We start from the raw sequence: 25,818 nt of genomic DNA, 5'->3' as shown, positions 1-25,818 counted from the left end.
GGAAGGACCTACCTGGCCTTGAGGTAGTCCCGGTTCATCCGGGCGATGGTGTCCAGCGGGATGCCCTTGGGGCAGACCGCGGTGCACTCGCCGGTGTTGGTGCAGCCGCCGAAGCCCTCGACGTCCATCTGCTCCACCATGGCCTTGGCGCGGGCGTCGCGTTCCGGCTGGCCCTGCGGGAGCAGGCCGAGGTGGGTGATCTTGGCGGCGGTGAAGAGGGAGGCCGAGCCGTTCGGGCACGCCGCCACGCAGGCGCCGCAGCCGATGCAGGTGGCCGCGTCGAACGCGGCGTCGGCGTCGTCCTTTCTGACCGGTACGGCGTGCGCGTCCGGCGCGGAACCGGCCGGGACCGAGATGAACCCGCCGGCCTGGATGATCCGGTCGAACGCGGAGCGGTCCACGACCAGGTCCTTCACCACCGGGAAGGGCGCGGCCCGCCACGGCTCGATGGTGACGGTCTCGCCGTCCTCGAAGTGCCGCATGTGCAGCTGGCAGGTCGTGGTGGCGCGCTGCTCGCCGTGCGCGACACCGTTGATGACCATGCCGCACATGCCGCAGATGCCCTCGCGGCAGTCGTGGTCGAACGCGATCGGCTCCTCACCGTTGAGGATCAGCCGCTCGTTGAGCACGTCCAGCATCTCCAGGAACGACATGTCCGGCGACACGTCCTCCACCTGGTACGTCACCATGCGCCCGCGGTCCGCCGGGCCGTTCTGCCGCCAGACCTCTAGGGTCAGTTTCACTTGTAGCTCCGCTGGGTCATCTTGACGTACTCGTAGTTCAGGTCTTCGCGATGCAGCACCGGGCCGCCCTCCTCCTGGAACTCCCAGGCGGCGACGTAGGCGAAGTTCTCGTCGTCGCGCAGCGCCTCACCGTCGGCGTCCTGGGACTCGGCGCGGAAGTGGCCGCCGCAGGACTCGGTGCGGTGCAGGGCGTCGACGCACATCAGCTCGGCGAGGTCGAAGAAGTCGGCCACCCGGCCGGCCCGCTCCAGCGCCTGGTTGAGCCCCTCGCCGTCGCCGGGCACCTTGACGTTCTCCCAGAACTCCTTGCGCAGCTCGGGGATCCGCTCCAGCGCCTTGCGCAGCGACTCCTCGGTGCGCTCCATGCCGCAGTAGTCCCACATGAGCTTGCCCAGCTCGCGGTGGAAGGAGTCGGCGGTGCGGTCGCCGTTCACCGCCAGCAGCCGGTCGATCTTGGAGCGGACCTGGCCGACGGCCTCGTCCACCGCCTCCGCGTCCACCTCGCCGAACGGCCCGGCGGCGAGGTAGTCGCCGACCGTGGTGGGCAGCACGAAGTAGCCGTCCGCGAGACCCTGCATCAGCGCCGAGGCGCCGAGCCGGTTGGCGCCGTGGTCGGAGAAGTTCGCCTCGCCGATCACGAACAGGCCGGGGATGGTGGACTGGAGGTCGTAGTCCACCCACAGGCCGCCCATCGTGTAGTGGACGGCCGGGTAGATGCGCATCGGCACGTTGTACGGGTTCTCGCCGGTGATGCGCTCGTACATCTCGAAGAGGTTGCCGTACTTCTGCTCCACGGCGTGCTGGCCGAGCCGCCGGATCGCGTCGGCGAAGTCGAGGTAGACGCCCAGGCCGCCGGGGCCGACGCCGCGGCCCTCGTCGCAGACGTTCTTCGCGGCGCGGGAGGCGATGTCGCGGGGCACCAGGTTGCCGAACGCCGGGTAGATGCGCTCCAGGTAGTAGTCGCGCTCGTCCTCGGGGATCTCCGCCGGCGGGCGCTCGTCGCCCTTGCGCAGCGGCACCCAGACCCGGCCGTCGTTGCGCAGCGACTCCGACATCAGGGTCAGCTTGGACTGGTACTCGCCGCTGACCGGGATGCAGGTCGGGTGGATCTGGGTGTAGCACGGGTTGCCGAAGTAGGCGCCCCGGCGGTGCGCCCGCCAGATCGCCGTCGTGTTGCAGCCCTTGGCGTTGGTGGACAGGAAGAACACGTTCCCGTAGCCGCCGCTGGCCAGCACCACGGCGTCCGCGAGGTGCGTCTCGATCTCGCCGGTGACCATGTCGCGGACGATGACGCCGCGCGCCCGGCCGTCGCTGATCACCAGGTCGAGCATCTCGTGCCGGGTGTGCATCTCGACCGTGCCGGCCGCGATCTGCCGCTCCAGCGCCTGGTAGGCGCCGAGCAAAAGCTGCTGGCCCGTCTGGCCGCGGGCGTAGAAGGTGCGCGAGACCTGGGCGCCGCCGAAGGACCGGGTGTCGAGCAGGCCGCCGTACTCGCGGGCGAACGGCACGCCCTGGGCCACCGCCTGGTCGATGATGTTCACGCTGACCTGGGCGAGACGGTAGACGTTCGACTCGCGGGCGCGGAAGTCGCCGCCCTTGACGGTGTCGTAGAACAGCCGGTAGATCGAGTCGCCGTCGCCCCGGTAGTTCTTCGCGGCGTTGATGCCGCCCTGGGCCGCGATGGAGTGCGCCCGGCGCGGGGAGTCCTGGTAGCAGAAGGACTTGACCTTGTAGCCCAGCTCGCCCAGGGTGGCCGCGGCGGAGCCGCCCGCCAGGCCGGTGCCCACGACGATGACGGTGAGCTTGCGCTTGTTGGCCGGGTTGACCAGCTTGGCGGAGAAGCGGCGCTTGTCCCAGCGGTCCTCGATCGGACCCTCGGGCGCCTTGGCGTCCTTGATCGGGTCACCCACGGTGTAATGCATCACTTGACCACTCCGAACGTCACGGCGAGGGGCACCGAGAGGAACCCGAGGACCAGCACGACCGCCACCGCGGCGGCGGTCACCTTCAGCGGGCGGTAGCCGCGGCCGTGCGCCAGCCCCAGCGTCTGGAACGCGCTCCACATGCCGTGCCGCAGGTGCAGCCCGAGCATGACCAGCGCGACGACGTAGAACACGGTGACCGGCCAGCGGCCGGCCGCGAAGCCCTGGACGATCCGGTCGTAGGGCAGGCCCTCCGCGCCGGCGGGGTTGACGGCCCCGAAGGTCAGGTCGAGCAGGTGCCAGATCAGGAACAGCAGGATGATCACGCCGCCGTAGCGCATGGTGCGCACGGCGTAGCCGGACGCCTGCGACTTGCGCCGGGCCGCGTACTTCACCGGCCGCGCCCTGCGCGCCCGCCGTGCCAGCGAGATCGCCGACCACATGTGCAGCAGCACGCTCACGCTGAGCACGATCTCCACGATCGTCAGCACCGTGCGCGGCGGCACCGCGGGCTCCCCGACGGTACGCAGCCAGTGCGCGTACTCGTTGAACGTGTCGGCGCCGTAGAAGATCTTCAGGTTGCCGACGACGTGGGCGACGAGGTACAGGACCATGATCGCGCCCGTGACGGCCATCACGGCCTTCTTGCCGTTGGAGGAGCCCAGCTTTCCGGGCGGTGCGGTGTGCACGGGCTTGCCAGGGGTCGGCGGGCTCACCGGCGCCGTGGCTGATCCGCGGTTGATCGTGGCTGTCACATACCGGACGCTACGAAGGGGTCCGTCATCCGTCCAAGTCATCGCGCGTCTGGTTTCCATAGCATCCGGCTATGGGCTCAGCTTCGGGCCGTGCCACGCTTCCCGTTCGCGGGGATCTGCGACCAATTTCACATCCTCACCTGATGCCGTGGGGCGCTGTCAGGCGGCCGAAACGATAGCCCTACGCTATGGAAATGTGCAGCTCCAGCAACTGGCCTACTTCTTGGCCGTGGCCGAGGCCCGGCACTTCACGCAGGCGGCCGAGCGGATGCGGGTCGCGCAGCCGTCGTTGAGCAAGCAGATCAGGGCGCTGGAGGCCGACCTCGGCGCGCCGCTGTTCAGCCGCGCCCGGGGCAACGTCACGCTCACCCCCGCCGGCGAGGCGCTACTGCCGCTCGCCCGGCGCATGCTCGCCGACGCCGACACCGCCCGCAGGGAGGTCGCCGAACTGGCCGGGCTGCGCCGCGGCCGGGTACGGCTGGGCGCCACCCCGTCCCTGTGCGCCGGGCTGCTGGCCGACGCCCTGGCGAGGTACCACAAGGACTATCCGGGCGTGGAACTGCTGGTCGAGGAGGGCGGCTCGCGGGACCTGGTGAAGGATCTCGCCAGGGGGCAGCTCGACCTCGCGCTGATCATCCTGCCGTTGCAGAGCAACGATCCGTCGCTGGTCACCGAGGAGATCCTCAGGGAAAATCTGGTCGTGGTCTCCCCGTCGCACACCCGGACGCGCAAGCCGTACCTGCGCATCGAGGAGCTGCGCGGGCGGCCGATGGTGATGTTCCGCCGCGGCTACGACCTGCGCGAGGCGACGCTCAGCGCGTGCCGGCACGCCGGGTTCGAGCCGCGCTTCGCGGTGGAGGGGGGCGAGATGGACGCGGTGCTGCGCTTCGTGGAAGCCGGGCTGGGCGTCGCGGTGGTCCCGTCGATGGTGCTGGACGGCCGCCCCGGCCTGTCCGGGACCCCGCTCGCGCCTCCCGGGCTGAGCCGTACGATAGCGCTCGCCCACCGCAAGGACGTCGAGCCCACCCGCGCCGCGCACGCCTTCCGGGCGACCCTGCTCTTCTTCCTCACCGAGGCCGCCCACGAGGGCATCCTCCCCCAGGGAGTCGAGCTGGCCAGTACCGCCGGTTAGTCCCACCCGTCCCGACTCTCCAGAGGTAGCCAGTGACCGCCTCCCTGCCGGGCGCCGCAGCGGCGTCGCCGGAGACGCTCGCGCTCCTGCTCATCGAGGACGACGAGGGCGACGCCTTCCTCGTCGAGGACGTGCTGAACGACACCGGCATCCCCGTGAAGCTCACCTGGGTGCGCAACCTGGCGGAGAGCAGGGCGCGGCTCACCGCCGAGGTCCAGTGCGTGCTCGTGGACCTGTCGCTGCCCGACGCCACCGGTCTTCAGGCGCTGGAACAGGTGCTGACGCTGGCACCGCACGCGGCCGTCCTGGTGCTCACCGGGCTCGACGACGCGCACGTGGGTGCGGCGGCGGTGGCCGCGGACGCGCAGGACTACCTGGTGAAACAGGATGTGGACGAACGGTTGCTCGGCCGGGCCGTGCGGTACGCGATGGAGCGCAAACGGGCCGACCTGGCCCAGCGGCGGGCCCAGCGCCGGCTCATGGAGGCCGAGATGCTGGCCGCCGAGAACGCCCGGCTGGAACGCGGGCTGCTGCCGGTGGCCCTGCTCCGCACCGACGCCCTCGAACACCGCAGCCGCTACCTGCCGGGCCGGGAGGCGTCGCTGCTCGCCGGCGACTTCCTGGACACGGTGCAGGCCGCGGACGGCTCGGTGCACGTGGTCGTCGGCGACGTGTGCGGGCACGGCCCGGACGAGGCCGCGCTCGGCGTCGCGCTGCGGATCGCCTGGCGCACGCTGGTGCTGGCCGGGCACACCGGCGAGGACCTGCTGCGGACGCTGGACACCGTGCTACGGCTTGAGCGCAAGTCGGCGGAGATCTTCACCACCCTGTGCACGGCTGTCGTCTCCCCCGGGCTGGACCACGCCCGCCTGTACGTGGCGGGTCACCCGCCGCCCGTCCTCATCCGCGGCGGCGCGCCCGGCGTCGTCCCCGGCACCCCCTCCGGACCGCCGCTCGGCGTGTTCCCCGACTCCACCTGGACCCCCATCGACGTGCCGCTGGGCGACGAGTGGACGGTGCTCCTCTACACCGACGGCCTGATCGAGGCCACCGTCGGCTCACCCGGCGACCTGCTCGGCACCGACGGGCTGCTCGACCTCATCCGCGAGCAGGGCGGCGTCGATCTGGACCGGATCGTGGACACCGTCACCCAGCGGGGACGCGCGCCGCTGAACGACGACCTGGCCGTGGTGCTCGTCCGCCGCGTGCGCCCCTGACGCCACACCACACCTTTCCCCCGATGACCAGCGCGAACGCGCACTCGGGCGAGCCGGTAGATTTGAATGGGTTCATTCGGGTAGTCCGCTGCATCGACGAATTCCGTGACAGTGGGCAAACTGCCACGCTCGGGGCGAGGCGCCGGTGCTACGTGACAGACATCACACCTGGGTGACCAAAAAGTGAGTGACCGTGCTCACACAATGCGAGGTGGGAGTCGTAACGTATCTGCCACCAACAGCGGCGTCGGCGTGAGATTCGGCGCGACCCTCAGCCGGCGCGCACGACAGGACGGAACCCGGACCCCGAAGCGAGCAGGGTCCGCGGGAGGTGGAGAGGTCAAAGATGACCCAGACAACAGCCGAGAGCACTGCCAGAAGGCAGCGGGCGCAACTCAAGGTGCGCACCCTGCGGACAGACCGATGGTGGCTCGCTCCGGCGGTAACGTTCGCCGCGCTTGCGGCATTCCTTGTGTACGGGTTCTGGGCGATCTTCGACTCCAGCTACTTCGTGGAGCCCTACATCGCGCCGTTCTCGTCCCCCTGCCTCACCACGGCCTGCCCCGAGGGCGCGCGGCTGTTCGGGTGGGCACCGGTGGGCGACTGGTTCCCGCTGCCGCCCGGCATCCTGATCCTGGGCCTGCCGGCGGGATTCCGGCTGACCTGCTACTACTACCGCAAGTCCTACTACCGGTCGTTCTGGCTGTCGCCGCCCGCGTGCGCCGTGGGCGAGCCGCACAAGAAGTACACCGGTGAGACCCGCCTCCCGCTGATCATCCAGAATGTGCACCGCTACTTCTTCTACGCGGCCATCCTCATCGCGGCGGTGCTCAGCTACGACGCGGTCCTCGCCTTCCGCAACCACGAGGGCGAGTGGGGGCACATGGGGCTCGGCACGCTGATCCTCGTGGTCAACGCCGTCCTGATCGTCGCCTACACGCTGTCGTGCCACTCCTGCCGGCACATCACCGCGGGACGCCTCAACCACTTCTCCCGGCACCCGATGCGGTACCGGATGTGGATGTTCGTCTCCAAGCTCAACGCCAAGCACCAGCAACTGGCGTGGGTGTCGATGTTCTCCGTCATGATCGCCGACCTCTACGTCCGCCTGGTGGCCAAGACCGTCATCACGGACATCACGTTCTTCTAAGGAAGCCCTGACCATGGAAATCGAACGTCACGAGTACGACGTCGTCGTCATCGGCGCGGGCGGAGCCGGGCTGAGGGCGGCCATCGAAGCACGCCAGCAGGGCAAGAAGACCGCGATCGTGTGCAAGTCGCTGTTCGGCAAGGCGCACACCGTCATGGCCGAAGGTGGCGCGGCGGCGGCGATGGGCAACGTCAACCCGAACGACAACTGGCAGGTCCACTTCCGCGACACGATGCGCGGCGGCAAGTTCCTCAACAACTGGCGGATGGCCGAGCTGCACGCCATGGAGGCGCCCGACCGGGTGTGGGAGCTGGAGGCGTGGGGCGCGCTCTTCGACCGCACCAAGGACGGCAAGATCAGCCAGCGTAACTTCGGCGGGCACGAGTACCCCCGGCTGGCGCACGTCGGCGACCGCACCGGCCTGGAGCTGATCCGCACCCTCCAGCAGCGCGTCGTCGCCCTCCAGCAGGAGGACTACGCGGTGCACGGCGACTACGAGGCCTACATCAAGGTCTTCGCCGAGTGCACGATCACCCGGCTGATGAAGGACGGCGACGCGATCGCGGGCGCCTTCGGCTACTGGCGGGAGAACGGCTCGCTCATCGCCTTCGACGCGCCCGCCGTGGTCCTCGCGACCGGCGGCATCGGCAAGTCCTACGTGGTGACCTCCAACTCCTGGGAGTACACCGGCGACGGCCACGCGCTCGCGCTGCTGGCCGGGGCGAAGCTGATCAACATGGAGTTCATCCAGTTCCACCCGACCGGCATGGTGTGGCCGCCCTCGGTGCGCGGCATCCTGGTCACCGAGTCGGTGCGCGGCGACGGCGGGGTGCTGCGCAACTCCGAGGGCAAGCGGTTCATGTTCGACTACATCCCCGAGGTGTTCAAGGACAAGTACGCCACCACCGAGGAGGAGGCCGACCGCTGGTACACCGACCAGGCGGGCAACCGCCGGCCTCCGGAGCTGCTGCCGCGTGACGAGGTGGCGCGGGCGATCAACGCCGAGGTGAAGGCCGGGCGCGGATCACCGCAGGGCGGCGTCTTCCTCGACGTCTCGACCCGGCTGCCGGCCGAGGAGATCCGCAGGCGGCTGCCGTCGATGCACCACCAGTTCAAGGAGCTGGCCGACGTCGACATCACCACCGAGCCGATGCAGGTGGGGCCGACCTGCCACTACATCATGGGCGGCGTCGAGGTGGACGCGGACACCGGCGCGGCGTCCGTGCCCGGCCTGTTCGCGGCCGGCGAGGTGTCCGGCGGCATGCACGGCTCCAACCGTCTCGGCGGCAACTCGCTGTCCGACCTGCTGGTCTTCGGCCGCCGGGCGGGCGCGGGCGCGGCCTCGTACGTGGACGACCTGGCGCGGCGCCCGAAGGCGTCCGAGGCGACGCTGACCGAGGCCAGGAACGAGGCCCTGGCCCCGCTGGAGCGCGCCGGGGAGAACCCGTACGAGGTGCACCACGAGCTCCAGCGCACGATGAACGACCTGGTCGGCATCATCCGCAAGGCGGACGAGGTCGCCGAGGCCATGGAGGCCGTGGAGAAGCTCAAGGAGCGGGCCAGGGGCGTCGGCGCGGCCGGCACCCGGATCTACAACCCGGGCTGGCACCTCTGCCTCGACCTGCGCAACATGCTGCTGGTCAGCGAGTGCGTCGCGCGCGCCGCCCTGATCAGGCAGGAGAGCCGCGGCGGCCACACCCGCGACGACTTCCCCGGCATGTCCCCCGAGTGGCGGCGCAGGCTGCTGGTCTGCTCGGCCACCGACGACGGCGACACGGTGACCGTCGAGGAGCAGTTCCAGCCGTCGATGCGCGCCGACCTCATCGCCCTGTTCGACCGGGACGAGCTGAGCAAATACCTCACCGACGAAGAGCTGGCCGAGTACGACGCCGCGGTCGCGGCGGTCGCCGCGGTCAAGGAGTGATGATGAGCTACAAGGCGAAGTTCCGCGTCTGGCGCGGCGAGGGCGGCGAAGGCAAGCTGGAGGACTTCACCGTCGAGGTGAACGAGGGCGAGGTCGTCCTCGACATCATCCACCGGCTCCAGGCGACCCAGGCTCCGGACCTGGCCGTGCGGTGGAACTGCAAGGCGGGCAAGTGCGGCTCCTGCTCGATGGAGATCAACGGCAAGCCGCGGCTGGGCTGCATGACCCGGATGTCCACCTTCGAGGAGGACGAGACCATCACGGTGACGCCGATGCGCACGTTCCCCGTGATCAAGGACCTCGTCACCGACGTGTCGTTCAACTACGACAAGGCGCGGCAGATCCCGTCCTTCACGCCGCCCGCGGACGTGAAGCCGGGCGAGTACCGGATGAAGCAGGTCGACGTCGAGCGGTCCCAGGAGTTCCGCAAGTGCATCGAGTGCTTCATGTGCAACAACGTCTGCCACGTGATCCGCGACCACGACGAGAACAAGCCGAACTTCGCGGGCCCGCGCTTCCTCATGCGGATCGCCGAGCTGGACATGCACCCGTACGACGTGGCCGACCGCAAGGACATCGCCCAGGACGAGCACGGCCTCGGCTACTGCAACATCACGAAGTGCTGCACCGAGGTGTGCCCCGAGCACATCAAGATCACTGACAACGCGCTGATCCCGATGAAGGAGCGCGTCGTCGACCGCAGGTACGACCCGCTGGTGTGGCTGGGCAACAAGATCTTCAAGCGGTCGGACTCGAAGACCCGCTGAGGTCCGCTCATCACGTGCCGGGGCCGTTCCCGGTCCCGGCACGCGCTTTCCCCATGAAGCCCGAAAGGTGGCGCCGGCCTACGCCCGGCCGAACTCGCCCGCCTTGACCCCGGAGACGAAGGTCCGCCATTCGCCCGGCGTGAAGATCAACGCCGGTCCGCTCGGGTCCTTGCTGTCACGTACGCCGACGCGCCGAAGCACGCCCCCGCTCCGAACGGCCGATACCTGGAACGGTGGGTCAGCCAGTCGCTGGTGCCGCTGGGCAACACGTCGGCGAAGTCGCCGAAAGCCAGCCGGTCACCACGCGGTGACGCTTCCCGTCCTATTGCGGGAGTCGCCACGTAAACGACTCATGGGCGGGAATCAAAACGGTCTGCCGGCCGGGGGTGACAATGATTCGAAATTCGTCGATCCCGGGCGATCCGATCTCCCGCCAGTCGGTTATCGCGCTCTCGATGCTGCTCCAGATCGCGACGGGACCAATTTCCCGGACAAGGGGCATTCCGTCGTCTTGCGGAGTGACGGCGGCGATAGAACCCGTGGCGGCGTCCACGTAGTAGTCGACCCACGGGCCGCCGTCCACGCTCTTTCCGACACATTGGGCGCCGGGGGTCGCGAGTTGCGCAACGAATTGCGCAGTCCAATCGTGAAGGGTGTCAGGGTGGACGACGGCCGGCCGGGGTTCGCCGGCATCTATTTCTTTGGTGTCCCCCAAATCGACCGGTGGCGGCATGTGGGGGCGGGCCGGCATGAATGAGTAGGTGTCGGGCAAGAATCGGCCGGAGGCGGTTCCGTCCGCTTCAACGGTGAGCCTGACGTATCCGGAGCCGTATTGCCAGCCGGAAAGTGTGGTCAGGATGGTTGCGCCCGGCTTGCTTTGTGCAATCCATGCGGCGGGGATGTGTCGGACTGAGCAGGTCGCGATGATCCGGTCATATGGTGCCCGAGGCCGGAATCCGTCGAGCCCGTCGCCCGTGATAAGCGTAGGATTGTGTCCGGTCTGATGAATCGCGCGGGCCGCACGCGCGGCAAGGCCGGCGTCGGTTTCAATGCTGACGACGTTTTCGGCGCCGACTCGCTCACACAAGAGCGCTGTTGAGTACCCGGTACCGGTTCCGATTTCCATGACTTTGCTGTCATCGCCTACGTCCAGGTCTTCGAGCATCGCGACCACGAGTGCGGGAAGTGTCGATGACGAGGTGGGGTTTCCGGCGGGAACCGGTTTTTCCGTCTCCCCCGGGTAAATATGTCCGTCGATCTGCGTGACCCAGGTTTTGTTCTCGTAGGCGAGTGTCATCAACTCGTCGATTCCGGTGCTTTTCGGTGTGACCGATTCCCACATCATACCTTCGGAGGTGATGACGGAGCGAAAGAATTCCGGAATGAACAGATGGCGGGGGATTCTTTCAACGGCTGCGCGCCACTGCGGCGATCTGAGGGCGCCGGATTCTTGTAGCTGGTCGGCTAGCCGGCGGCGCAGTTGTGCTTCGTTCACGATCGGCCCATTTCCAGGAGATCGGCGAATGCGGTTGCCATGGACAGTCCGGTCGGAGCTTGCATCCAAGCCCATTGCCCGTTTGGGTTGCATTCCAGAAATACGGGCCGATCGTCGGCATCAATGGCGAAGTCAAAGCATCCCGACACGAGGCGGAAGTGATCCAGGTAGAGGTGTATCTTGTCGGCGATCTTGTCGGGAACTTGCATGACCCGGTATTCTATCTGCTCGTAGTCTTGCCGCCAGTCGAGCAAAGGGGAATGAATCTGCACGGCGAACATGGCGTCCCCGGCAACGGTGATCCTCAGATCATATTTCTTGGGCACCGCCCGTTGAAATAGGTGCATGGTCCCGGCGACCCTGTCGTCTATTTCGTCGGCAGACACTTCTTGTGTCCATACCGTGACGGCTGTCCCGTTGATTTCGTACTCGGTTGAGCGGAGGGGCTTGTAAACGACTCTCCGATGGTCTCTTACGAACCTGCGAGCCTTGTCGGGATCGTTGGTGATGAGGGTCGGAGGGACATCGAATCCCGATGCGATCGCCGTTGAGAGTTGCGCTGGTTTGAATTCCGCGTCTGCGATCGCATGGGGATGATTCACGTAAAGGCAATCCGACAGGGAAGCCAGCACGCCACCCAAGCCGTACCTTGCTTGGAGGGTCGCAAATCGTGCGTCCTGACCGTCAAGGCCGGAAAAGGCAAATCCGGAGGGGCGGCGGTAATACAGGGACCGCACCGCTGAAAGGTCGGCTTCCCGTGTCGCTGTGGCCAACTGTCCCGACAGTCCGCACCCATCGCCGATTTCCGCTGACATGGTGAGATCGTGTGGGAAGTCTGCGGAATCAAAGCGCACAACCGGCACGTTGCGGAAATGCAGTTCGGCAATCACCAGATCAGCAGTCATGTCGTCCGCTTGGGTGACCACCATTACCGGTCGTTTGTCTTTAGTCTTGGTCACTGTCCTGCGACATGTCCTGATCGAATGCCTTGGGCGAACTCCCGTCGCCCTTTGACGCCCGCGTCTTTTGCTCGGTGCCGGTATTGGACTTCTTGTGCTTCATCTCTACGACTACGCCGTGCTCATCGACGTACCGGCCGGTCTGTGTCACAGGGTCAATGGTGACCGTGTATTCGGGGAATTCGATGACGTCCGGATAGGGGGACATGCGGAAAACTCCCCACGGCTGCATGACTGTGGGTCCACCCTGTGTTTGGGTGGGCCGGGACATGGGGATTCGGTCTGCGTGGCTAAACATTTCCGGAAGGCTCCTTTCAAGGGGCATCCGACCGCGCCGTGATCACGGGAAATTCCAAGCCGATCTTCTTTTGTGCTGCCGCGCGGATCGATATTACCTCGGCCGCCCCGACCCGGCGATCCCCTTCAGTCAAAAGGGTGAGCTTGATACCGCACTTTGTCACATTTATCTGGCGTAGAGAAATACCGCTCTCCGTGCTGAAACCGCTGAACAGGTATCGGTACCCTGCACACCCTTACCGGCCCAGGCTCCTCGGCACGCCACCCGGAGACGGGCCCTACCGGCATACCACCCGCGACAACCGGGGTGCCGGTCGCCTCTGCCCGCAGGACACGACCGGCACCCCCAGCGATCAGGCCGCGAACCCCGACATCCCGCGACCGGGACGGTCCCGCAACATCACCAAGTGCTGCACCGAGCACATCAAGATCACTGACAACGCGCTGATCCCGATGAAAAAGCGCGTCGTCGACCGCAGGTACGACCCGCTGGTGTGGCTGGGCAACAAGATCTTCAAGCGGTCGGACTCGAAGACCCGCTGAGGTCCGCTCATCACGTGCCGGGGCCGTTCCTGGTCCCGGCACGCACCTTACGCCCGGTCGAACTCGCCCGCCTTGACCCCGGAGACGAAGGTCCGCCATTCGCCCGGCGTGAAGATCAACGCCGGTCCGCTCGGGTCCTTGCTGTCACGCACGGCGACTATGCCCGACAGGTTGCCGGCCACCTCGACACAGTTGTTTCCGCTGCCGCTGCGAGTGCTCTTACGCCAGTGTGCATACGTCAGGTCAACCATGGGACCAGCGTTCCTTTGCCTCAGTGATGAGCCCGTGGGACTCCTCAGGGGACAGGGCAGCGTCGCATATACGCTCGAATGCCACTTTATAGCGCTCGACCTGTTCCGAACCCTCGACATATACGTCACCGGCCGTCCCCTCCACGTAGGCCACGTCAGGGTCGACGTCCTCGGCGAAGGACAGGATGGTGAAGGTCCCCTCCAGGCCCGCGTGTGCTCCCACGCTGAAGGGCAAGATGCGAACGGTCACATTCGGCCGGCGCATGGTGATCAGCAGAGCTTCCAGTTGCTCGCGCATCAGATCACGACCGCCGATCGGCCGGTGGACAACTCCCTCGTCAAGCACTGCACAGAGTTGGGGTGCGTCGGGACGACTCAGCAGCGCACGCCGCGCCATACGCCCCGTGACTCGCTTGTGGATGTCGTCGGGGTCCTGCGGATCGGGCCGCCCGGCGCTGATCACAGCCCGTGCGTAGTTCTCCGTCTGCAGGAGACCCGGCACGAGTTGCACCTCCCACTGGCGGATCACCGATGCCTCGTCTTCGAGGCCGACGTACGAGCCGGTGAACACGTCGGCGTAAGCCGTCCACCATCCGCGCCGGCGCGCTTCCTTCGCAAGCTCGATCAGCGCGGCGCGCACCGAAGTATCGACGCCGTAGAGATCACAAACAGCGGCGACATCCGCAGTACTGGCGCGGGTGCGGCCAGTCTCAATCCGGCTGATCTTGCTGCGGTTCCAGCCGAGCTGAGCGGCGGCGGCTTCCGGGGTCAACCCGCTGTCTTCACGCATCCTGCGTAGTTCGCGGGCCAGGCGGCGGAGTCTCACCGTGGGACTGTGCGTTGGAGACATGCGACATAGTCTGCCGAAACCTCAGAACTGTCGCCATCCGAATACGTTAAGTAAACAAAATCTGCACAGTGCATTGACGCCTCGATTCGTCTACCACCACCATAGCCATGCGCCGCTCTCCGCATCCGGCGCCTGGGTCAGGTGTTACACGGCAGTCGGGAGGGGTGACCGCGTGAGCAGTGCTGAGCGGGCGGGGATGATCATGACGGTGCCGGGGACGCGCATGGCCGTGCCGGTCGCGCGGCACTGGGTGCGGCTGGTGCTTGATGCGGCCGGTTGTCCTGTGGTCGATGACGCGCTGGTGATGGCGACCGAGCTGGTGGCCAACGCGGTACGGCACACGCGGTCGGGCCACCCCGGCGGGCATCTCACGGTGCTGATCGGCTACCGGGGTGACGGGACGGCCCGGATCGAGGTGATCGACGAGGGGGCCGCGACGGTCCCCGCTCCACGGGAACCCGACCACGAGACGCCGGATGAGTCGGGCAGGGGCCTGTGGCTGGTGCAGGCCCTGTCCCGGGAGTGGGGCGTACGGCTGCTTCGGGGGGACCGGCGCGGGGTGTGGGTGCTCGTCCCGATGACCGTGAAGCAGGGTCACTCATAAGGTCAGGTGAGCCGGGCGAGGGAGCCGGTCTCCAGAGCCGCCCAGACCGCGCCGTCCGGGGTCACGGTCAGGCCGTGCGGCTCCGAACCGGGCGTGAGGTCGTACTCCTCGATCTTTCCGGTGGCGTCGATGCGGCCGACCCTGGCGGTGGCCCAGGCGGTGTACCAGCAGGTGCCGTCGCGGCCGGGCGCGATCGCGTGCGGGCGGGCGGTCCGGTCCGGCAGCGGGAACTCGGTGATCTCGCCGGCGACGGTGATCCGGCCGATCGCGCCCGCGCCGATCTCGGTGAACCACAGGGCGCCGTCCGGCCCGGCCGTGATGCCGGCCGGGGCGGCCCCGGCGGTCGGCAGCCGGTGGATCGCGATCTCGCCGTGCGCGTCGATCCTGCCGATCGCGTCCGCCTGGTTCAGGGTGAACCACAGCGCCCCGTCCGGTCCGGCGGCGATCGCGGACGGGTAGGCGCCCTCGACCGGCAGCGGATACTCGGTGACCTCCCCGGCGACGGTGATCCGGCCGATCGCCCCCACGTTGATCTCGGTGAACCACAACGCCCCGTCCGGCCCCGCCGCGATGCCGTACGGCCCGGCGGCCGGGGTCGGCAGGTCGAACCGGGTCACCTCGCCGCCGGTCGTGATCCGGCCGATCCGGTGCGCCCGGTACTCGGTGAACCACAGCGCGCCGTCCGGCCCCGATGTGATCACCGTCGGCCCGGCGGCCGGGTCCAGCGGGTGACCCGTCACCTCGTACGGCACGCCGCCGGGCGCCAGCCGTCCGATCCGCCCGGCGTGCACCAGGGTGAACCACAGCGCCCCGTCCGGTCCCACGGTGACCGCGTACGGCCCGGCCTCGCGGTCGGACACCTGGATCTCTTCGATGTGCAACGTCATTCCTCTCCGGCCGGACGGCCGTCACGTATCTCGATCTCGCGGCCGGTGAAACGGTCGCGCAGCGTCCGGTCGTGTGAGACGACGACCAGGGCGCCCCGGTAGGCGTCGAGGGCTTCTTCCAGTTCCTCGACCAGGGTGAGCGACAGGTGGTTGGCGGGTTCGTCGAGCAGCAGCAGGTCGGCCTCGCCGGTCAGCAGCCGGGCCAGGGCCAGCCGGCGGCGCTGCCCGACCGACAGCGCGCCGACCGGGACGCCGAGCGCGTCAGCCCGGAACAGCCCGAGGGCGAGCAGCCGGTCCCGGTGCTCGTCGGGATATCCCGGGCGGCCGTCGGCGAAGGCGGCCAGCACCGTCAGCTCCGGCCGGGGGAAGACCGTCTCCTGCGGCAGGTGGCCGATCCGGCCGCGCAGCCGTACGGTGCCCTCGTCGGGGGTGAGCTCGCCGGCCAGGAGGCGCAGGAAGGTGGACTTGCCCGCGCCGTTCGCCCCGGTCACCAGGAACCGCTCCCCCGGCGCGACGGCGAACGAGCCGACGCGCAGCCGGTCGCCCACCCGCACCCCTTCGAGGGCGGCGAGCACGCCCTGCGAGCCGCCGCCCGCGAAGACGCCGGCGAACCGCAGCGGGTCCGGCGGCCTCGGCACGGCCTGCTCGTGCAGCCGGCGCAGCCGCTCCCGGGCCTGGCGGACCCGGCTCGCCACCGAGCTCTGCACCCGCCCGGCGTCACGGTCGTAGGCGATCTTGTTGCGGTCCTTCATCACCCGGCCGGGGGCCACCCGGTGCGCCGTGGTCGCGGCGAACTCCTCGACCTGCGCCACCTCGGCGCACCACTCGGCGTAAGCCTGCTCCCAGCGTTGCCTGGCCGCCGCCTTCTCCGCGAGGAAGCCGCCGTAACCGCCGCCGAACCGGACGACCGCCCCCGCCTCCACCTCCAGGACGGCGGTCGCCACCCGGTCCAGGAAGCGCCGGTCGTGCGAGACGGCGACCACCGTGCCCCGGTGCTCCCGCAGCCGGTCCTCCAGCCAGGTCAGGCCGGCGTCGTCGAGGTGGTTGGTGGGCTCGTCGAGCAGCATCACCTCGGGCGCCGCCGCCAGCAGGCAGGCCAGGCCGAGCCGGGCCCGCTCGCCGCCGGAGAGCCCGCCCAGCGTGCGGTCCCTGCCGAGGTGCCCAAGCCCGAGGGCGTGCAGCGCCTTGTCGGTACGCGCGCCCGCCTCGTAACCGCCGCGCGCCTCGTACGCGCCGACCAGGTCGCCGTACTCGGCCATCCGGTCCTCGGTGAGGTCGGCCTCCAGCTCGCGCATCCGGCGCTCCATGGCGCGGAGGTCGGCGAGCGCGGCGTCCACGGCCTGCTGGACGGTGTGGTCGTCCGGGAGGTCGAGGGTCTGGCCGAGGTGGCCGACGCCGCCGGGGGACGAGACCGTGATCGTGCCGTCGTCCGGTGGTTCGAGGCCCGCGATGAGGCGGAGCAGGGTGGACTTGCCCGAGCCGTTCTCGCCGACGAGGCCGACGTGCTCGCCGGGCCGTACGGTCAGCGAGACGTCGTCGAGGACGATCCGGTCGGCGTAGGACTTGGAGACGCCCCGCAGGGCGAGTTGAGCGGACAAGCGAACCTCCGAAACACGGTGTGGGCGGCCGATACACGGTGATCGGGGTAAAGGACCATCGCTGCTGCGCTCCTCTGGTTGCCGACTGCTAACACAACTTTGTTGCGTTAAGCTGATGATGTCAGAGCCGGTACCGTCGTAGCAACCGGGTTTCCTTGGAGGGCGCGTGTCCACGATCACGCCGGGCGCGGCCCGGCCGGGCGGCAGGACCGCGCAGACCCGCCGGGCCGTGCGTGAGGCCACCCTCGCCGAGCTGGCCGAGAAGGGCTTCGAAGGGCTCACCGTGGAGGCGGTCGCCGAGCGGTCCGGCGTGCACAAGACGACGGTCTACCGGCGCTGGGGCACCCCGGCCGCGCTCGCCGCCGACGCCCTCGACCTGGCGAGCGGCGAGCCGTGGCCGCTGCCCGACACCGGCGGCATCGAAGGCGACCTGCGCGCCCTGGTCGGGCTGGTGGTGTCCGGCTTCGCCGACCCCGGCGCCGGGCCGGTGTCCCGGGCCTTCGTCTCGGCGGCCGTGCGAAGCCCCGCGACGGCCCAGGCCCTGCACGCCTTCTTCGCCGCCCGCCACGAGCAGTCCGCCGTCATCGTGCGCCGTGCCATCGCCCGCGGCGAGCTCCCCGAGGGCACCGACCCCGCCGAAACGGTACGAACCGCCGTCGCCCCGATCTACTACCGCCTCTTCATCACCGGCGAACCCGTCGATGCCGGCACGGCCGTCAAAGCCGCCGACGCCGCCCTGGCAGCGGCCCGCGCCGGCGTCTTCACCTGACCTCACCCGGGACGACCACCCGACCTGCGAGCCGGCCCGGAACGCAGTCATCGCCCGAGCTGAGCTCGGGCGATGAGCTGCGCCGGAACCGCCGTCAAAGATCCGCGGTCACGCCTCAGGTGGCGTCGGCGGCCGTCCCGGCGGGTGCGTAGACCAGGTGGAGGACGCCGGTGCGGAACGTCGTGGACGCCACCAGCCGCAGGGCAACCGGCTGGTCGCCCTCGTCGAACAGCCGCATGCCGGTGCGAACCGCGATCGGGTGCACCAGCAGGTGCAGTTCGTCCAGCAGTTCGTGGGCGAGGAACTGGCGGACGACCGAGACCGAGCCGCTGAGGGAGATCTCCCCGCCGGGCTCGTTCTTCAGGGCGGTCACGGCGTCGATCAGGTCGCCCTTGAGCTGTTCGGAGTTCCGCCAGGTGAACGTCAGATCGCTCCGCGAGGCGACGATTTTGCGGACGTCGCCGAGCTTCTTGGCGAAGTCCGCCTCCGGGCCGTCGGCCGCCTCCCGCCCCGGCCAGGCTTCGGCGAAGGCTTCGTAGGTCTTCCTGCCGAACAGGAGGGTGTCGGCCGCGCCGAGGACCCCGGCCACGGCCTGGCCCATCTCGTCGTTGGAGTACGGAAAGTGCCACTGGTCGGGCGCTTCCACGACGCCGTCGAGCGCGACGAACAGGCTGGCGGTGATCTTTCTCATGGTGTTCCTCCACACAAGCGGTAAGGGTGGTTGATGGTCAGGGGTGTTCTGTGCAGTCCGGTCGGACGCCTGTGACAGCGGGCCGCGCACCGCCCGCCGGAACTCTCCGCCGCGGCCGTCCCACGGCTAGAGCACCTTGGCGCCGTACTTGACGAGTGAGGCCGCCAGCGTGGCGGGGTCGGGGAACTCCTCCACGAAGCCGGGAGGCGGGAAGGAGGACGGGTCGTCCACCTTGGTGCCTGTCTCGAAGAACCAGTTCTCGAAGCCGGCCGGCGTGCCCAGGACGTAGAAGCGGGCGTTCGGCGACTCCACGCGGTAGCTGTGGGGCAGATTCCGCGGGCCGTACGCGATGTCCCCCGGTCCCAGTTCCAGGGGCTGGTCGCCCACCCGCACGGTGAGTTCGCCTTCGGCGACCATGAAGGTCTCGTCCTCGCGGGTGTGCAGGTGCAGGCCGGCGCCGCTGCCCTGCGGGGCGGTCAGCTCTGAGAGCCAGAACCGGCCCTGGGTCTGCGCTCCGACGGCGAGGAGCCTCATCATGGCGCCCAGACGCCAGACGTACTGTCCTTCGTCGGCTCTGACAAGGAAGGGATTGGCGATGGTCATGCTTTCAGGTGCTTTCTCTCGTGTTCGTGTCCGCCGCGGCGGCGATGCGCAGTCCCTGGGGGAGAGCGCGGCCGACTCCCGTCAGGCGGTGCCACTGCGACGGCGGCTGGTGATCAGGCGCTGTGGTCCTGCCTGTTGAGGAAGCCGGTGATGAGTCGCAGCCACTCCTCGGGGCGCTCAAGCCCGACGACGTGGCCGGCGTCGATCTCGGCGAGCTGCGCGCCGGTGATCTGCTCGGCGAGTTGGTGGTGCAGGGTGGGGGCGACCGTCCGGTCGGCCGTGGTGGAGATCACCAGGGTGGGGACATGGATCTTGGCGAGGTCGTCCCGGACGTCGGCTCGTATGACGAGGGCGACCTGCTCCGGGGTGCCGTCCGCACTCGAAGCGGCCGTGTAGCCGAGGGTCGCCCGCAATCGGTCGGCCGGAAGTGCTTCCAGCGCCCGGGAGCCGAGGGCGACCGGGAGGAGGAACTCTGCCAGCAGCTCGCGGTCGCCCGATTCGGCCAGCTGTTTCCAGACCGAGCCGATCAGAGCAAGGTTGTTGTCCGGGTGGGCGAAGGCGGCGGTCAGGACGAGGGCGCTGACGCGCTCAGGATGGCGGACGGCGGCGCGGATCGCGACGGGGCCGCCGAGGGAGAAGCCCGCGAGGGCGAAGGTGTCCAGCCCTTCGGCGACCGCCGCGGCGACCATTTGGTCGGCCAGGTCGTCCAGGGACAGGGGGGTCTCGGAGCGGGGGGTGACGCCGCTGCCGGGGTAGTCGATGCCGACAACGGTGTGGTGGGCGGTGAGGCCCTCAAGGATCGGCCCCCAGGTGCCTTCGAAGCTGCTGCTTGCGCCGTGGGCGACGACCAGTGCGGGGCCGGAGCCGAGCCGGGTACGGGCGAACGTCGGCTCGGGCAGGACGCGTGTTGACATGGGGATTCTTCCGTCGAGTGATCAATGGTGGAGCAGCGTGGTGGTGCGCTGCCCGCACGGATCTGCTTGGTCGCGGGAAGCGGTGCCCGCGCGCCGGTGTGGTGTGGGGTCATGAATCACACAATCCGTATGATCCATGACCCAAAGATATATCACACACATTGTGTGATTGTCGGTGTGAAGTCAATCACACAATGCGTATGAGTTGCGCGGTATGATGCGGGAGATGACGTCTGTCCACCGCCGCCGTCCGGAAGCCGGCAACCCCCGTGTCCAGCGCACCCGCGCCCACGCACTGGCCGTCGCCCGCAGCCTGCTGCCCGAGGTCGGCCCCACCGGACTGACGTACACCCTGCTGGCCGAACGCGCCGACATCACCCGCCAGACCCTCTACCGGCACTGGCCCACCCGCGCGGCCCTGCTCTTCGACCTCATTCTCGAAGGCCCCGACGTCGGCTATCCCCAGCCCGGCACCGACCTGCGCACCGTCGCCATCGCATGGCTCACCAGCCTGGCCGCGGGCCTGAACGTTCCGGCAGCCCGCATCGCGGTGCCCGCCGTGGCCGCCGAGGCGGACCGCGACCCGGACAGCGCCCAAGCCCTCGTCGAGATCGGTACCGACCGCCGCGCGGCCCTCAACAAGCTGCTGGAACCCTCCGGCCGGCAGATCACGGAAGACGAATACACACTCCTCTACGCACCCGTCCTCGCCCGCCTCTACTTCGACCGACGCGAAGTCACCGAAGAGTTCATCGAAGCCGTCGTCACCCGCTGGCTCGCGGGCCTGGAGCAAGCCGACCTACGACAAGAAGCTTGACGCCCACATCGTCGGGCCGGACGGCGACTTCGGCCTCGTAGCAGACGTTCTCGTCATGCTCGCCGACCTCTGCCCTGGTCCCCGGGGTGAAGATCGGCGCGGGGAGCAGTCCCTCAGGTAGCGCGACGCCACAGGCGGTGCTTCTCGTACTCGGCGGGCCGGAGCCGCCGAGGTAGCCACAGGCAACGCACAGCCCCGGCCCGCAACGCTTGGCCCGCAGCCTCGGCCCGCGACACGCTTGGTCCGCGGCCTCGGCTCACCGTCGCGGGACCGCGGCCCGTCGGGTGCTTACTTCTTCCGGCCGCGCTTGTTCCGGCCGCGCTTCGGGTCCGGCTTCGGGTCCGGCTTCGGGTCCTCGGCGGTCGGCTGGTCGATCGGCGGCATGGTGAAGACTGCGGTGCCGTCCGGTCCCGTGCCGGCCTGCGGTCCCCCGCTCTGCCGGGGCTCCGCGTCCTTGGCCGGGACGGTCTCCGGCGTCACAGGCGCTTCGGCGGGCTGTCCCGCTCCTGGGGTGGACTCCGTATACGGGGTGAAGGCGCTGAAGGGGCTCACCGCGGGCGGGACCTCGGGAACGGCCGCCAGCCCACCGGGAAGCGGCACCGGCGCGGGCCCGCCCGGAACCGGCTCCGCCGCACCCGCGAGACCCGCCGTCACACCGGCGCCCCCCTGCGGCGACACGGGCTCACCGCCGTGCGACGGAGACTCGGGCACCCCGCCCCGCTCGGCCGCGAGACCGGCACCGGCCTGCTCCGGCACGGATGCCGGCGCCGTCGTGCCGTCGAACAGGGCTCCGGGGGCCTGGTCAGGGGTGGACGCGGTGCCGTGTCCCGGCGTGCCGGTGGGGTCCGGCACGGCGCCGGGGGCGTGCTCGGGGACGGTCGCCGTGCCGTACTGGGCCGTGGGATCCGGGCCGTGGCCGGGGACGGCGCTGTGGCCGGAGGCGGCGCTGTGGCCGGGGACGGCGCCGTACTCGGGGGTGGTCGGCGCCTGGTCGGGGGCCGGGTAGCCCTGGCCCCCGGGGTAGGGCTGCTGCTGGTAGGCGACCGGGTAGGTCTGCACGGGGACGAAGCTGATGATCGGCGCGTAGGCGGTGCCGCCGGGGTAGGACGCCTGCGCGTAACCGGAGGCGTAGCCGGGGCCCGCGGGGTAACCCTCGTACCCGGGCACGGCGGGCGTGCCCGCGCCGCCGCGGTGCCGGCCTGCCGGGCGGGGACCCGCCTTGCGTACGGCGGCGGCGTGCGCGAGCCTGCGCAGCCTGCCCTCGAAGATGAGCACCGCGAAGAGCGCGAGCAGCACCAGGATCAGTGCCGGGATGCCGAGCTGCCTGCTCAGCGTGACCTCGTCGAACTCGGGAGGCGCCCCGCGCAACTGGATCGGCACCGAGTCGGAACTCGGCTCCGACGTGGGCGACACCGTCGGCGTCGGCGGCACCGAGGGCTGAGGCAGGCCCTCGGCCGTCGGCAGCGTGACCGCGGGCTCGTCGGTCGGCTCGGCGGTGGTCGGGGCGATCGGCGGAGGCTGCTCGACCGGCGGGGGCGCGGGAGCCTGGGTGGTCGTCTCCACCGGCTCCGCGGGCTCGGGCGGCGGCGTGGGGGCCTTCGACGTCTTCGTCGGCGTGACGGTCACCGTGGTCGTCACGGACGTGGGCTCCGGAGGAGGCGTCGTGGTGATCGTGACGGTCACGATCGGGTCGGACTCCAGGGGCGGGATCTCGGACCCGACGTTGTCCGTGGGCTCCAGTTGGTCGGGGACAGGGGGAGAGCCCTGCCCGCTCGCCGCGTTCGCGATCGGCCCGTTGAGCGAGGCCGCGCCCAGCAGCCCCATCCCGGACAGGCCGAGGGTAATGGCCACGGCGGACACTGCCGCCGAGCGCCCGCGTGCCGCCACCGGTGCCCTCCGATGATTCCCGAGCGAACAAGTCAAGGGAAATACTAGTTGGACAAAAGTAACGGCAAAGTCCGTTTCAGAACACCGCTTAGAGCCGTCGATCTGTCCGGCGTCGCCGCAGGGATGTCTGCACCCAGAGGGCACCGAGCAAGAACAGTACCGCGACCAGGGCCGCGACCGGTCCGCGAACGCCGGTCAGCGCCCCGGCTTCGGCGGCCTCCTCCCCCGACTCCGCCGGCACGACCGCACGGAATTGTCCCGCCGGCGGCACCACGGGAGCGGCCGAGGACTGCTCCCCCGCCCTGGGCGGCACCCCTTCGCCCGATCCGGTATATCCGAATACAGGCGAATTATTGTCATATGTCCCAGCCGTCGGCAGCGCCCCTTCGGCGATCCCCGCCGGAGGCGGCACGACCGGCAGCCCCCCTGACGTCACCGACGGATCCACCGCCCCAGGACTGTTCGCGGCGGAACCGGTCGCCGGATTCCGCGCCACCGAACCGGCCGGCGGGTTGTGCTCACCGAAACCGGCCAACGGGCTGTTCGCGACCGAACCGGCGAGCGGAGTGTTCGAGCCCACCGACGGGCTGTTCGCTGTGGAACCGGCGAGCGGGCTCTTCGAGCCCGCCGACGGGGTGTTCGCTGTGGAACCGGCCGGTGGGAACGCCACCGCGGGCGCCGGGACCGCGGGAACCCGCACCTCGGGCAGGGGCCGCGGCTGTACGGCGGCCGCCGTATCGGGACCTCGCCACGCGGCACCGTTCTGCGGCGCCCCAGAGCCGTTCGGCAGGCCGGTGCCACCGCGTCCGGCAGCCCGCCGCGACTCGGCGCCTCCGCGCCCGGCCTCCCCGGCACGCCCACGCCCGGCCCGCGACTCACCGCCACGCTGCCCGCGCACCCCCCGCGACTCCGCACCACCCCACCGAGCACCACCCCGCCCTTGCCCCTGCGCCTGCCCCTGTCCCTGCCCGTGCGCCTGCCCGTGCGCCTGTTCCTGTCCTTGCGCCTGCGCCTGTCCTCGCACCTGCACCGGCCCCGCAACCCCGGCGCCGCCTTCCGCGCGCCCGGTGGAGCCGGCGCCACCGTCACGCTGTCCGGCCGCTCCGGCTTCGCCCTGGCCGTGTGCGGCCCCGTGGTTCAGGGTGGTGGAGCCGGTGGAGCCGAATCGCGGCGGGACGCCGTCGTGGCGCTCGACCGACAAAGCACCCGTAGTGCCCTCCGGCCTGCCCTGCTCCGCACCCCCGCCGCCGCGCTGACCACCGGCCGGTGCGCCATCGGCCCGCCGCCCGTCACCGGAGGTGTGCCCTCCACCGGCCCGCGGATCGGCGGCACCCCCGTCTCCGCCCTCACGCCCGTCCGCCCGCGCCGACGCCGACCGCTCGGACGGCTGCCTCCCCGAGTCACGCCCGCCACCCACAGCGCCCCCGCCCTCGACCCCGGGCGGCGCCGGACGATCGCCGTCTCCCCAGCCACCAGCCCCGTCACCGGCGGCGACACCACCCCGGGCATGGCCGTGAACATGCGCCGGAACCGCCCCACCCCCAGGCACGGCCTCCCAGCTCAACCGCAGTTCGCCTTCCTCCACCCCGCCGTCCCGAAGCCCCGGCACCCGCCCCTCCCCGACACCGGAACCACCGGAACCCCCAGAGGCATCGGAAGCACCGGCACCGGTACCGGACGCACCGAGGACACCGGAATCGCCGAAGCTCTCGGCCCGCTCACGGGCCTCCCCCCAGCCGTCAGCACCCCCGCCGTCAGCCCCTCCACCACCGGTACGCCCACCGGCGCCATGACCACCGGCGGGCCGCCCACCCGCGCCAACAGGCAGATCCACGGCAGACAGCCCACTCTCCCCACGCCTGTCACCGGCCCGACCGTGGGAAGTCGCAGGGGCGCCGGAGGGGCGGCCTGCGGGAGCGCCGCTGACCAGCGCGCGGGCGGTGCGGGTGACGGGGGCGCCTCGGCCGCTGCGGGCGCGGATCACGGCGGTGAGGGAGACGTCCCGGACCTGCTCGTCGTGCACGTCGACCCACACGTCCATCGCGCCGGAGCTGGAGAGACGCCCGAGATCGCACTCGGCCCAGCCGCCCGGCCCCGTGACCCGGCGGGGACGCGGGCATTCGAGGGCGGACAGCGCGCCCGCAGGGTCGGCGGCGACGGCGACGCGGGCGTCCTCGGCCTGGCCGGTGAGGTGCAGGCGGAACTGGAACGCGTCCCCGGTACGGATCCACCGGGTCCACGAGTCGTCCGGATCACCGAGCCTCGCCGACCTCAACGACCGGGCGAGGCGAAGAAAGTCGGCGGCAGCCGTACCCAGGGAGACCGCGGCAGCCGTACCGAGGGAGGCGGCGGGGGCCCGACCGGGCGTGCGGGCTCCGCCCGCGGCCGCGCCGAGCAGGGCGGACCGGCCGGCGAGCGCGCCGAGCGCGGCCGCCGCGCGGGAGGAGTCGCCGAGCGCCGGGAAAGCCGAGGCGGACGGCCCGGAGGCGGGGTCGAGGGCGGATGTGGCGCGGGTCGGGCCGCCGGCCAGGACGAGGGCGCCCACCCCGAACGCCGACATGAACACGGCACATCTCCTGCAACGAACCACTGCGCTTCCCCCGGCCTGCAACGACTACGGCACGGAGTTGTTATGTCACGGAGAGTAGCGGCTCAATCCTCGCCGAGCAGATCCTTGACCGCATGCACGATCGGCAGGTCGGCGGGCAGCCAGGAGACGTCGAAAAGCTGGTCCCGGGTGAGCCAGCGCAGTTCGAGGTGCTCCTTCGGCTCGGGTACGCCGTCGGCGATCCGGGCCAGCCACACCCGCAGCACGGCGCCGCCGGCGAGCGGCCAGTCGCCGCCCACCCGGTCACCCACGGTGACCAGGACGCCGAGCTCCTCGTGGCACTCCCGGATCAGCGCCTCGTGGTCGGTCTCGCCGGGATCGACCTTGCCACCGGGGAACTCCCAGCCGCCCGCCAGCTCGGGCGGGTCGGCTCGCTGCGCGGCGAGCAGTTTCCCGCCTTCGACCAGGGCTGCGCCCACGACGACACGTTTCACA

General features: G+C 70.0%; 24 protein-coding genes and 1 pseudogene. 9 read left to right on the top strand and 16 right to left on the bottom strand.

What is annotated here, in order from left to right:
* Positions 1-8: 8 nt before the first annotated feature.
* The 3 genes from QSK26_RS12785 to QSK26_RS12775 are packed head-to-tail and all read right to left on the bottom strand — an operon-like array spanning position 9 to position 3,420.
* On the bottom strand, positions 9-743 hold the full coding sequence (locus QSK26_RS12785; RefSeq protein ID WP_285775293.1) for a succinate dehydrogenase/fumarate reductase iron-sulfur subunit: 735 nt from the start codon (positions 741-743) through the stop codon (positions 9-11).
* Positions 740-2,665: a fumarate reductase/succinate dehydrogenase flavoprotein subunit gene (locus tag QSK26_RS12780; RefSeq protein WP_285775292.1), complete on the bottom strand. Its 1,926-nt coding sequence runs from the start codon at positions 2,663-2,665 to the stop codon at positions 740-742. The genes QSK26_RS12785 and QSK26_RS12780 overlap by 4 nt, the downstream gene beginning before the upstream one ends.
* Positions 2,665-3,420 (bottom strand): succinate dehydrogenase cytochrome b subunit, encoded by a 756-nt coding sequence (locus QSK26_RS12775; RefSeq protein ID WP_285775291.1) that lies wholly within the window; start codon positions 3,418-3,420, stop codon positions 2,665-2,667. The genes QSK26_RS12780 and QSK26_RS12775 overlap by 1 nt, the downstream gene beginning before the upstream one ends.
* Before the next feature lie 196 nt (positions 3,421-3,616).
* Between QSK26_RS12775 and QSK26_RS12770 the strand changes: the two genes are divergently transcribed.
* From QSK26_RS12770 to QSK26_RS12750, 5 genes are all read left to right on the top strand, one after another.
* A complete protein-coding gene (locus tag QSK26_RS12770; protein WP_285775290.1) occupies positions 3,617-4,552 on the top strand; it encodes a LysR family transcriptional regulator in 936 nt (311 codons plus the stop codon).
* A 32-nt stretch (positions 4,553-4,584) separates the two neighbouring features.
* Entirely contained in the window at positions 4,585-5,769 is a 1,185-nt protein-coding gene (locus QSK26_RS12765) for a PP2C family protein-serine/threonine phosphatase (protein ID WP_285775289.1), read from the top strand.
* Between the two features lie 346 nt (positions 5,770-6,115).
* The gene (gene sdhC / locus QSK26_RS12760; RefSeq protein WP_285775288.1) at positions 6,116-6,919 is read left to right on the top strand and encodes a succinate dehydrogenase subunit SdhC; all 804 of its coding nucleotides are present in this window, start codon (positions 6,116-6,118) and stop codon (positions 6,917-6,919) included.
* A 13-nt stretch (positions 6,920-6,932) separates the two neighbouring features.
* Positions 6,933-8,843, top strand: a complete 1,911-nt coding sequence (locus tag QSK26_RS12755; RefSeq protein WP_285775287.1) for a fumarate reductase/succinate dehydrogenase flavoprotein subunit — start codon at positions 6,933-6,935, stop codon at positions 8,841-8,843.
* A gap of 2 nt (positions 8,844-8,845) precedes the next feature.
* Positions 8,846-9,610 carry a succinate dehydrogenase/fumarate reductase iron-sulfur subunit gene (locus QSK26_RS12750; protein WP_285775286.1) on the top strand — a complete coding sequence of 255 codons (765 nt, stop codon included), beginning with the start codon at positions 8,846-8,848 and terminating at the stop codon, positions 9,608-9,610.
* Positions 9,611-9,688: 78 nt separating this feature from the next.
* On the opposite strand, the gene QSK26_RS12745 is transcribed toward QSK26_RS12750, so the two are convergent.
* The 4 genes from QSK26_RS12745 to tgmA all read right to left on the bottom strand — a co-directional run bounded on the left by QSK26_RS12745 (position 9,689) and on the right by tgmA (position 12,272).
* Positions 9,689-9,811, bottom strand: a complete 123-nt coding sequence (locus tag QSK26_RS12745) for a DUF397 domain-containing protein (protein WP_285775285.1) — start codon at positions 9,809-9,811, stop codon at positions 9,689-9,691.
* Positions 9,812-9,932: 121 nt separating this feature from the next.
* Positions 9,933-11,105, bottom strand: coding sequence for an ATP-grasp peptide maturase system methyltransferase (gene tgmC / locus QSK26_RS12740; RefSeq protein WP_285775284.1), 1,173 nt, complete (start codon positions 11,103-11,105; stop codon positions 9,933-9,935).
* Entirely contained in the window at positions 11,102-12,064 is a 963-nt protein-coding gene (gene tgmB, locus QSK26_RS12735) for an ATP-grasp ribosomal peptide maturase (protein ID WP_285775283.1), read from the bottom strand. The genes tgmC and tgmB overlap by 4 nt, the downstream gene beginning before the upstream one ends.
* Positions 12,051-12,272 carry a putative ATP-grasp-modified RiPP gene (gene tgmA / locus QSK26_RS12730; RefSeq protein ID WP_285775282.1) on the bottom strand — a complete coding sequence of 74 codons (222 nt, stop codon included), beginning with the start codon at positions 12,270-12,272 and terminating at the stop codon, positions 12,051-12,053. Before tgmA ends, tgmB begins: the two co-directional genes overlap by 14 nt.
* A gap of 485 nt (positions 12,273-12,757) precedes the next feature.
* Between tgmA and QSK26_RS12725 the strand changes: the two are divergent.
* A pseudogene (locus tag QSK26_RS12725) lies at positions 12,758-12,904 on the top strand (succinate dehydrogenase/fumarate reductase iron-sulfur subunit); the annotation flags it as partial.
* 47 nt (positions 12,905-12,951) lie between these two features.
* Here the strand turns inward: QSK26_RS12725 and QSK26_RS12720 are convergent.
* Both QSK26_RS12720 and QSK26_RS12715 read right to left on the bottom strand, forming a co-directional pair.
* Positions 12,952-13,155, bottom strand: a complete 204-nt coding sequence (locus QSK26_RS12720) for a DUF397 domain-containing protein (protein ID WP_285775281.1) — start codon at positions 13,153-13,155, stop codon at positions 12,952-12,954.
* Complete coding sequence (locus QSK26_RS12715) at positions 13,148-14,005, bottom strand: helix-turn-helix domain-containing protein (protein ID WP_285775280.1); 858 nt, start codon at positions 14,003-14,005, stop codon at positions 13,148-13,150. Before QSK26_RS12715 ends, QSK26_RS12720 begins: the two co-directional genes overlap by 8 nt.
* A gap of 172 nt (positions 14,006-14,177) precedes the next feature.
* Here QSK26_RS12715 and QSK26_RS12710 point away from each other — a divergent pair, with 172 nt between their 5' ends.
* Positions 14,178-14,609, top strand: coding sequence for an ATP-binding protein (locus QSK26_RS12710; protein WP_285775279.1), 432 nt, complete (start codon positions 14,178-14,180; stop codon positions 14,607-14,609).
* 2 nt (positions 14,610-14,611) lie between these two features.
* On the opposite strand, the gene QSK26_RS12705 is transcribed toward QSK26_RS12710, so the two are convergent.
* Both QSK26_RS12705 and abc-f read right to left on the bottom strand, forming a co-directional pair.
* Positions 14,612-15,496: a Vgb family protein gene (locus QSK26_RS12705; RefSeq protein WP_285775278.1), complete on the bottom strand. Its 885-nt coding sequence runs from the start codon at positions 15,494-15,496 to the stop codon at positions 14,612-14,614.
* The gene (gene abc-f / locus QSK26_RS12700; protein ID WP_285775277.1) at positions 15,493-17,094 is read right to left on the bottom strand and encodes a ribosomal protection-like ABC-F family protein; all 1,602 of its coding nucleotides are present in this window, start codon (positions 17,092-17,094) and stop codon (positions 15,493-15,495) included. The genes QSK26_RS12705 and abc-f overlap by 4 nt, the downstream gene beginning before the upstream one ends.
* Before the next feature lie 166 nt (positions 17,095-17,260).
* Here abc-f and QSK26_RS12695 point away from each other — a divergent pair, with 166 nt between their 5' ends.
* Positions 17,261-17,863 carry a TetR/AcrR family transcriptional regulator gene (locus QSK26_RS12695; protein WP_352244320.1) on the top strand — a complete coding sequence of 201 codons (603 nt, stop codon included), beginning with the start codon at positions 17,261-17,263 and terminating at the stop codon, positions 17,861-17,863.
* A gap of 115 nt (positions 17,864-17,978) precedes the next feature.
* Here the strand turns inward: QSK26_RS12695 and QSK26_RS12690 are convergent, their stop codons facing one another.
* The 3 genes from QSK26_RS12690 to QSK26_RS12680 form a co-directional block, all read right to left on the bottom strand.
* A complete protein-coding gene (locus QSK26_RS12690) occupies positions 17,979-18,554 on the bottom strand; it encodes a dihydrofolate reductase family protein (protein WP_285775276.1) in 576 nt (191 codons plus the stop codon).
* Positions 18,555-18,680: 126 nt separating this feature from the next.
* Positions 18,681-19,157, bottom strand: coding sequence for a quercetin 2,3-dioxygenase (locus QSK26_RS12685; protein ID WP_285775275.1), 477 nt, complete (start codon positions 19,155-19,157; stop codon positions 18,681-18,683).
* 113 nt (positions 19,158-19,270) lie between these two features.
* Positions 19,271-20,071, bottom strand: coding sequence for an alpha/beta fold hydrolase (locus QSK26_RS12680; protein WP_285775274.1), 801 nt, complete (start codon positions 20,069-20,071; stop codon positions 19,271-19,273).
* Between the two features lie 226 nt (positions 20,072-20,297).
* Between QSK26_RS12680 and QSK26_RS12675 the strand changes: the two genes are divergently transcribed.
* A complete protein-coding gene (locus QSK26_RS12675) occupies positions 20,298-20,888 on the top strand; it encodes a TetR/AcrR family transcriptional regulator (protein WP_285775273.1) in 591 nt (196 codons plus the stop codon).
* Between the two features lie 288 nt (positions 20,889-21,176).
* Here the strand turns inward: QSK26_RS12675 and QSK26_RS12665 are convergent, their stop codons facing one another.
* Positions 21,177-22,739, bottom strand: a complete 1,563-nt coding sequence (locus tag QSK26_RS12665) for a hypothetical protein (protein WP_285775272.1) — start codon at positions 22,737-22,739, stop codon at positions 21,177-21,179.
* Positions 22,740-25,427: 2,688 nt separating this feature from the next.
* Entirely contained in the window at positions 25,428-25,817 is a 390-nt protein-coding gene (locus QSK26_RS12660) for a (deoxy)nucleoside triphosphate pyrophosphohydrolase (protein ID WP_285775271.1), read from the bottom strand.
* Position 25,818 lies beyond the last annotated feature (1 nt).

The sequence above is a fragment of the Microtetraspora sp. NBRC 13810 genome, assembly GCF_030268685.1.
Taxonomy (GTDB): domain Bacteria; phylum Actinomycetota; class Actinomycetes; order Streptosporangiales; family Streptosporangiaceae; genus BSRQ01.
The sequence above is the reverse complement of the archived record's forward strand: the minus strand, read 5'-3'. Positions and strand labels throughout refer to the sequence as shown.

Coding starts and splice junctions, on each gene's coding strand:
- QSK26_RS12780 (WP_285775292.1), bottom strand. CDS start 2,665: ATGCATTACACCGTGGGTGACCCGATCAAGGACGCCAAGGCGCCCGAG.
- sdhC (WP_285775288.1), top strand. CDS start 6,116: ATGACCCAGACAACAGCCGAGAGCACTGCCAGAAGGCAGCGGGCGCAA.
- QSK26_RS12755 (WP_285775287.1), top strand. CDS start 6,933: ATGGAAATCGAACGTCACGAGTACGACGTCGTCGTCATCGGCGCGGGC.
- QSK26_RS12750 (WP_285775286.1), top strand. CDS start 8,846: ATGAGCTACAAGGCGAAGTTCCGCGTCTGGCGCGGCGAGGGCGGCGAA.
- tgmA (WP_285775282.1), bottom strand. CDS start 12,272: ATGTCCCCCTATCCGGACGTCATCGAATTCCCCGAATACACGGTCACC.
- QSK26_RS12720 (WP_285775281.1), bottom strand. CDS start 13,155: ATGGTTGACCTGACGTATGCACACTGGCGTAAGAGCACTCGCAGCGGC.
- QSK26_RS12715 (WP_285775280.1), bottom strand. CDS start 14,005: ATGTCTCCAACGCACAGTCCCACGGTGAGACTCCGCCGCCTGGCCCGC.
- QSK26_RS12705 (WP_285775278.1), bottom strand. CDS start 15,496: ATGACGTTGCACATCGAAGAGATCCAGGTGTCCGACCGCGAGGCCGGG.
- QSK26_RS12690 (WP_285775276.1), bottom strand. CDS start 18,554: ATGAGAAAGATCACCGCCAGCCTGTTCGTCGCGCTCGACGGCGTCGTG.
- QSK26_RS12685 (WP_285775275.1), bottom strand. CDS start 19,157: ATGACCATCGCCAATCCCTTCCTTGTCAGAGCCGACGAAGGACAGTAC.
- QSK26_RS12680 (WP_285775274.1), bottom strand. CDS start 20,071: ATGTCAACACGCGTCCTGCCCGAGCCGACGTTCGCCCGTACCCGGCTC.
- QSK26_RS12675 (WP_285775273.1), top strand. CDS start 20,298: ATGACGTCTGTCCACCGCCGCCGTCCGGAAGCCGGCAACCCCCGTGTC.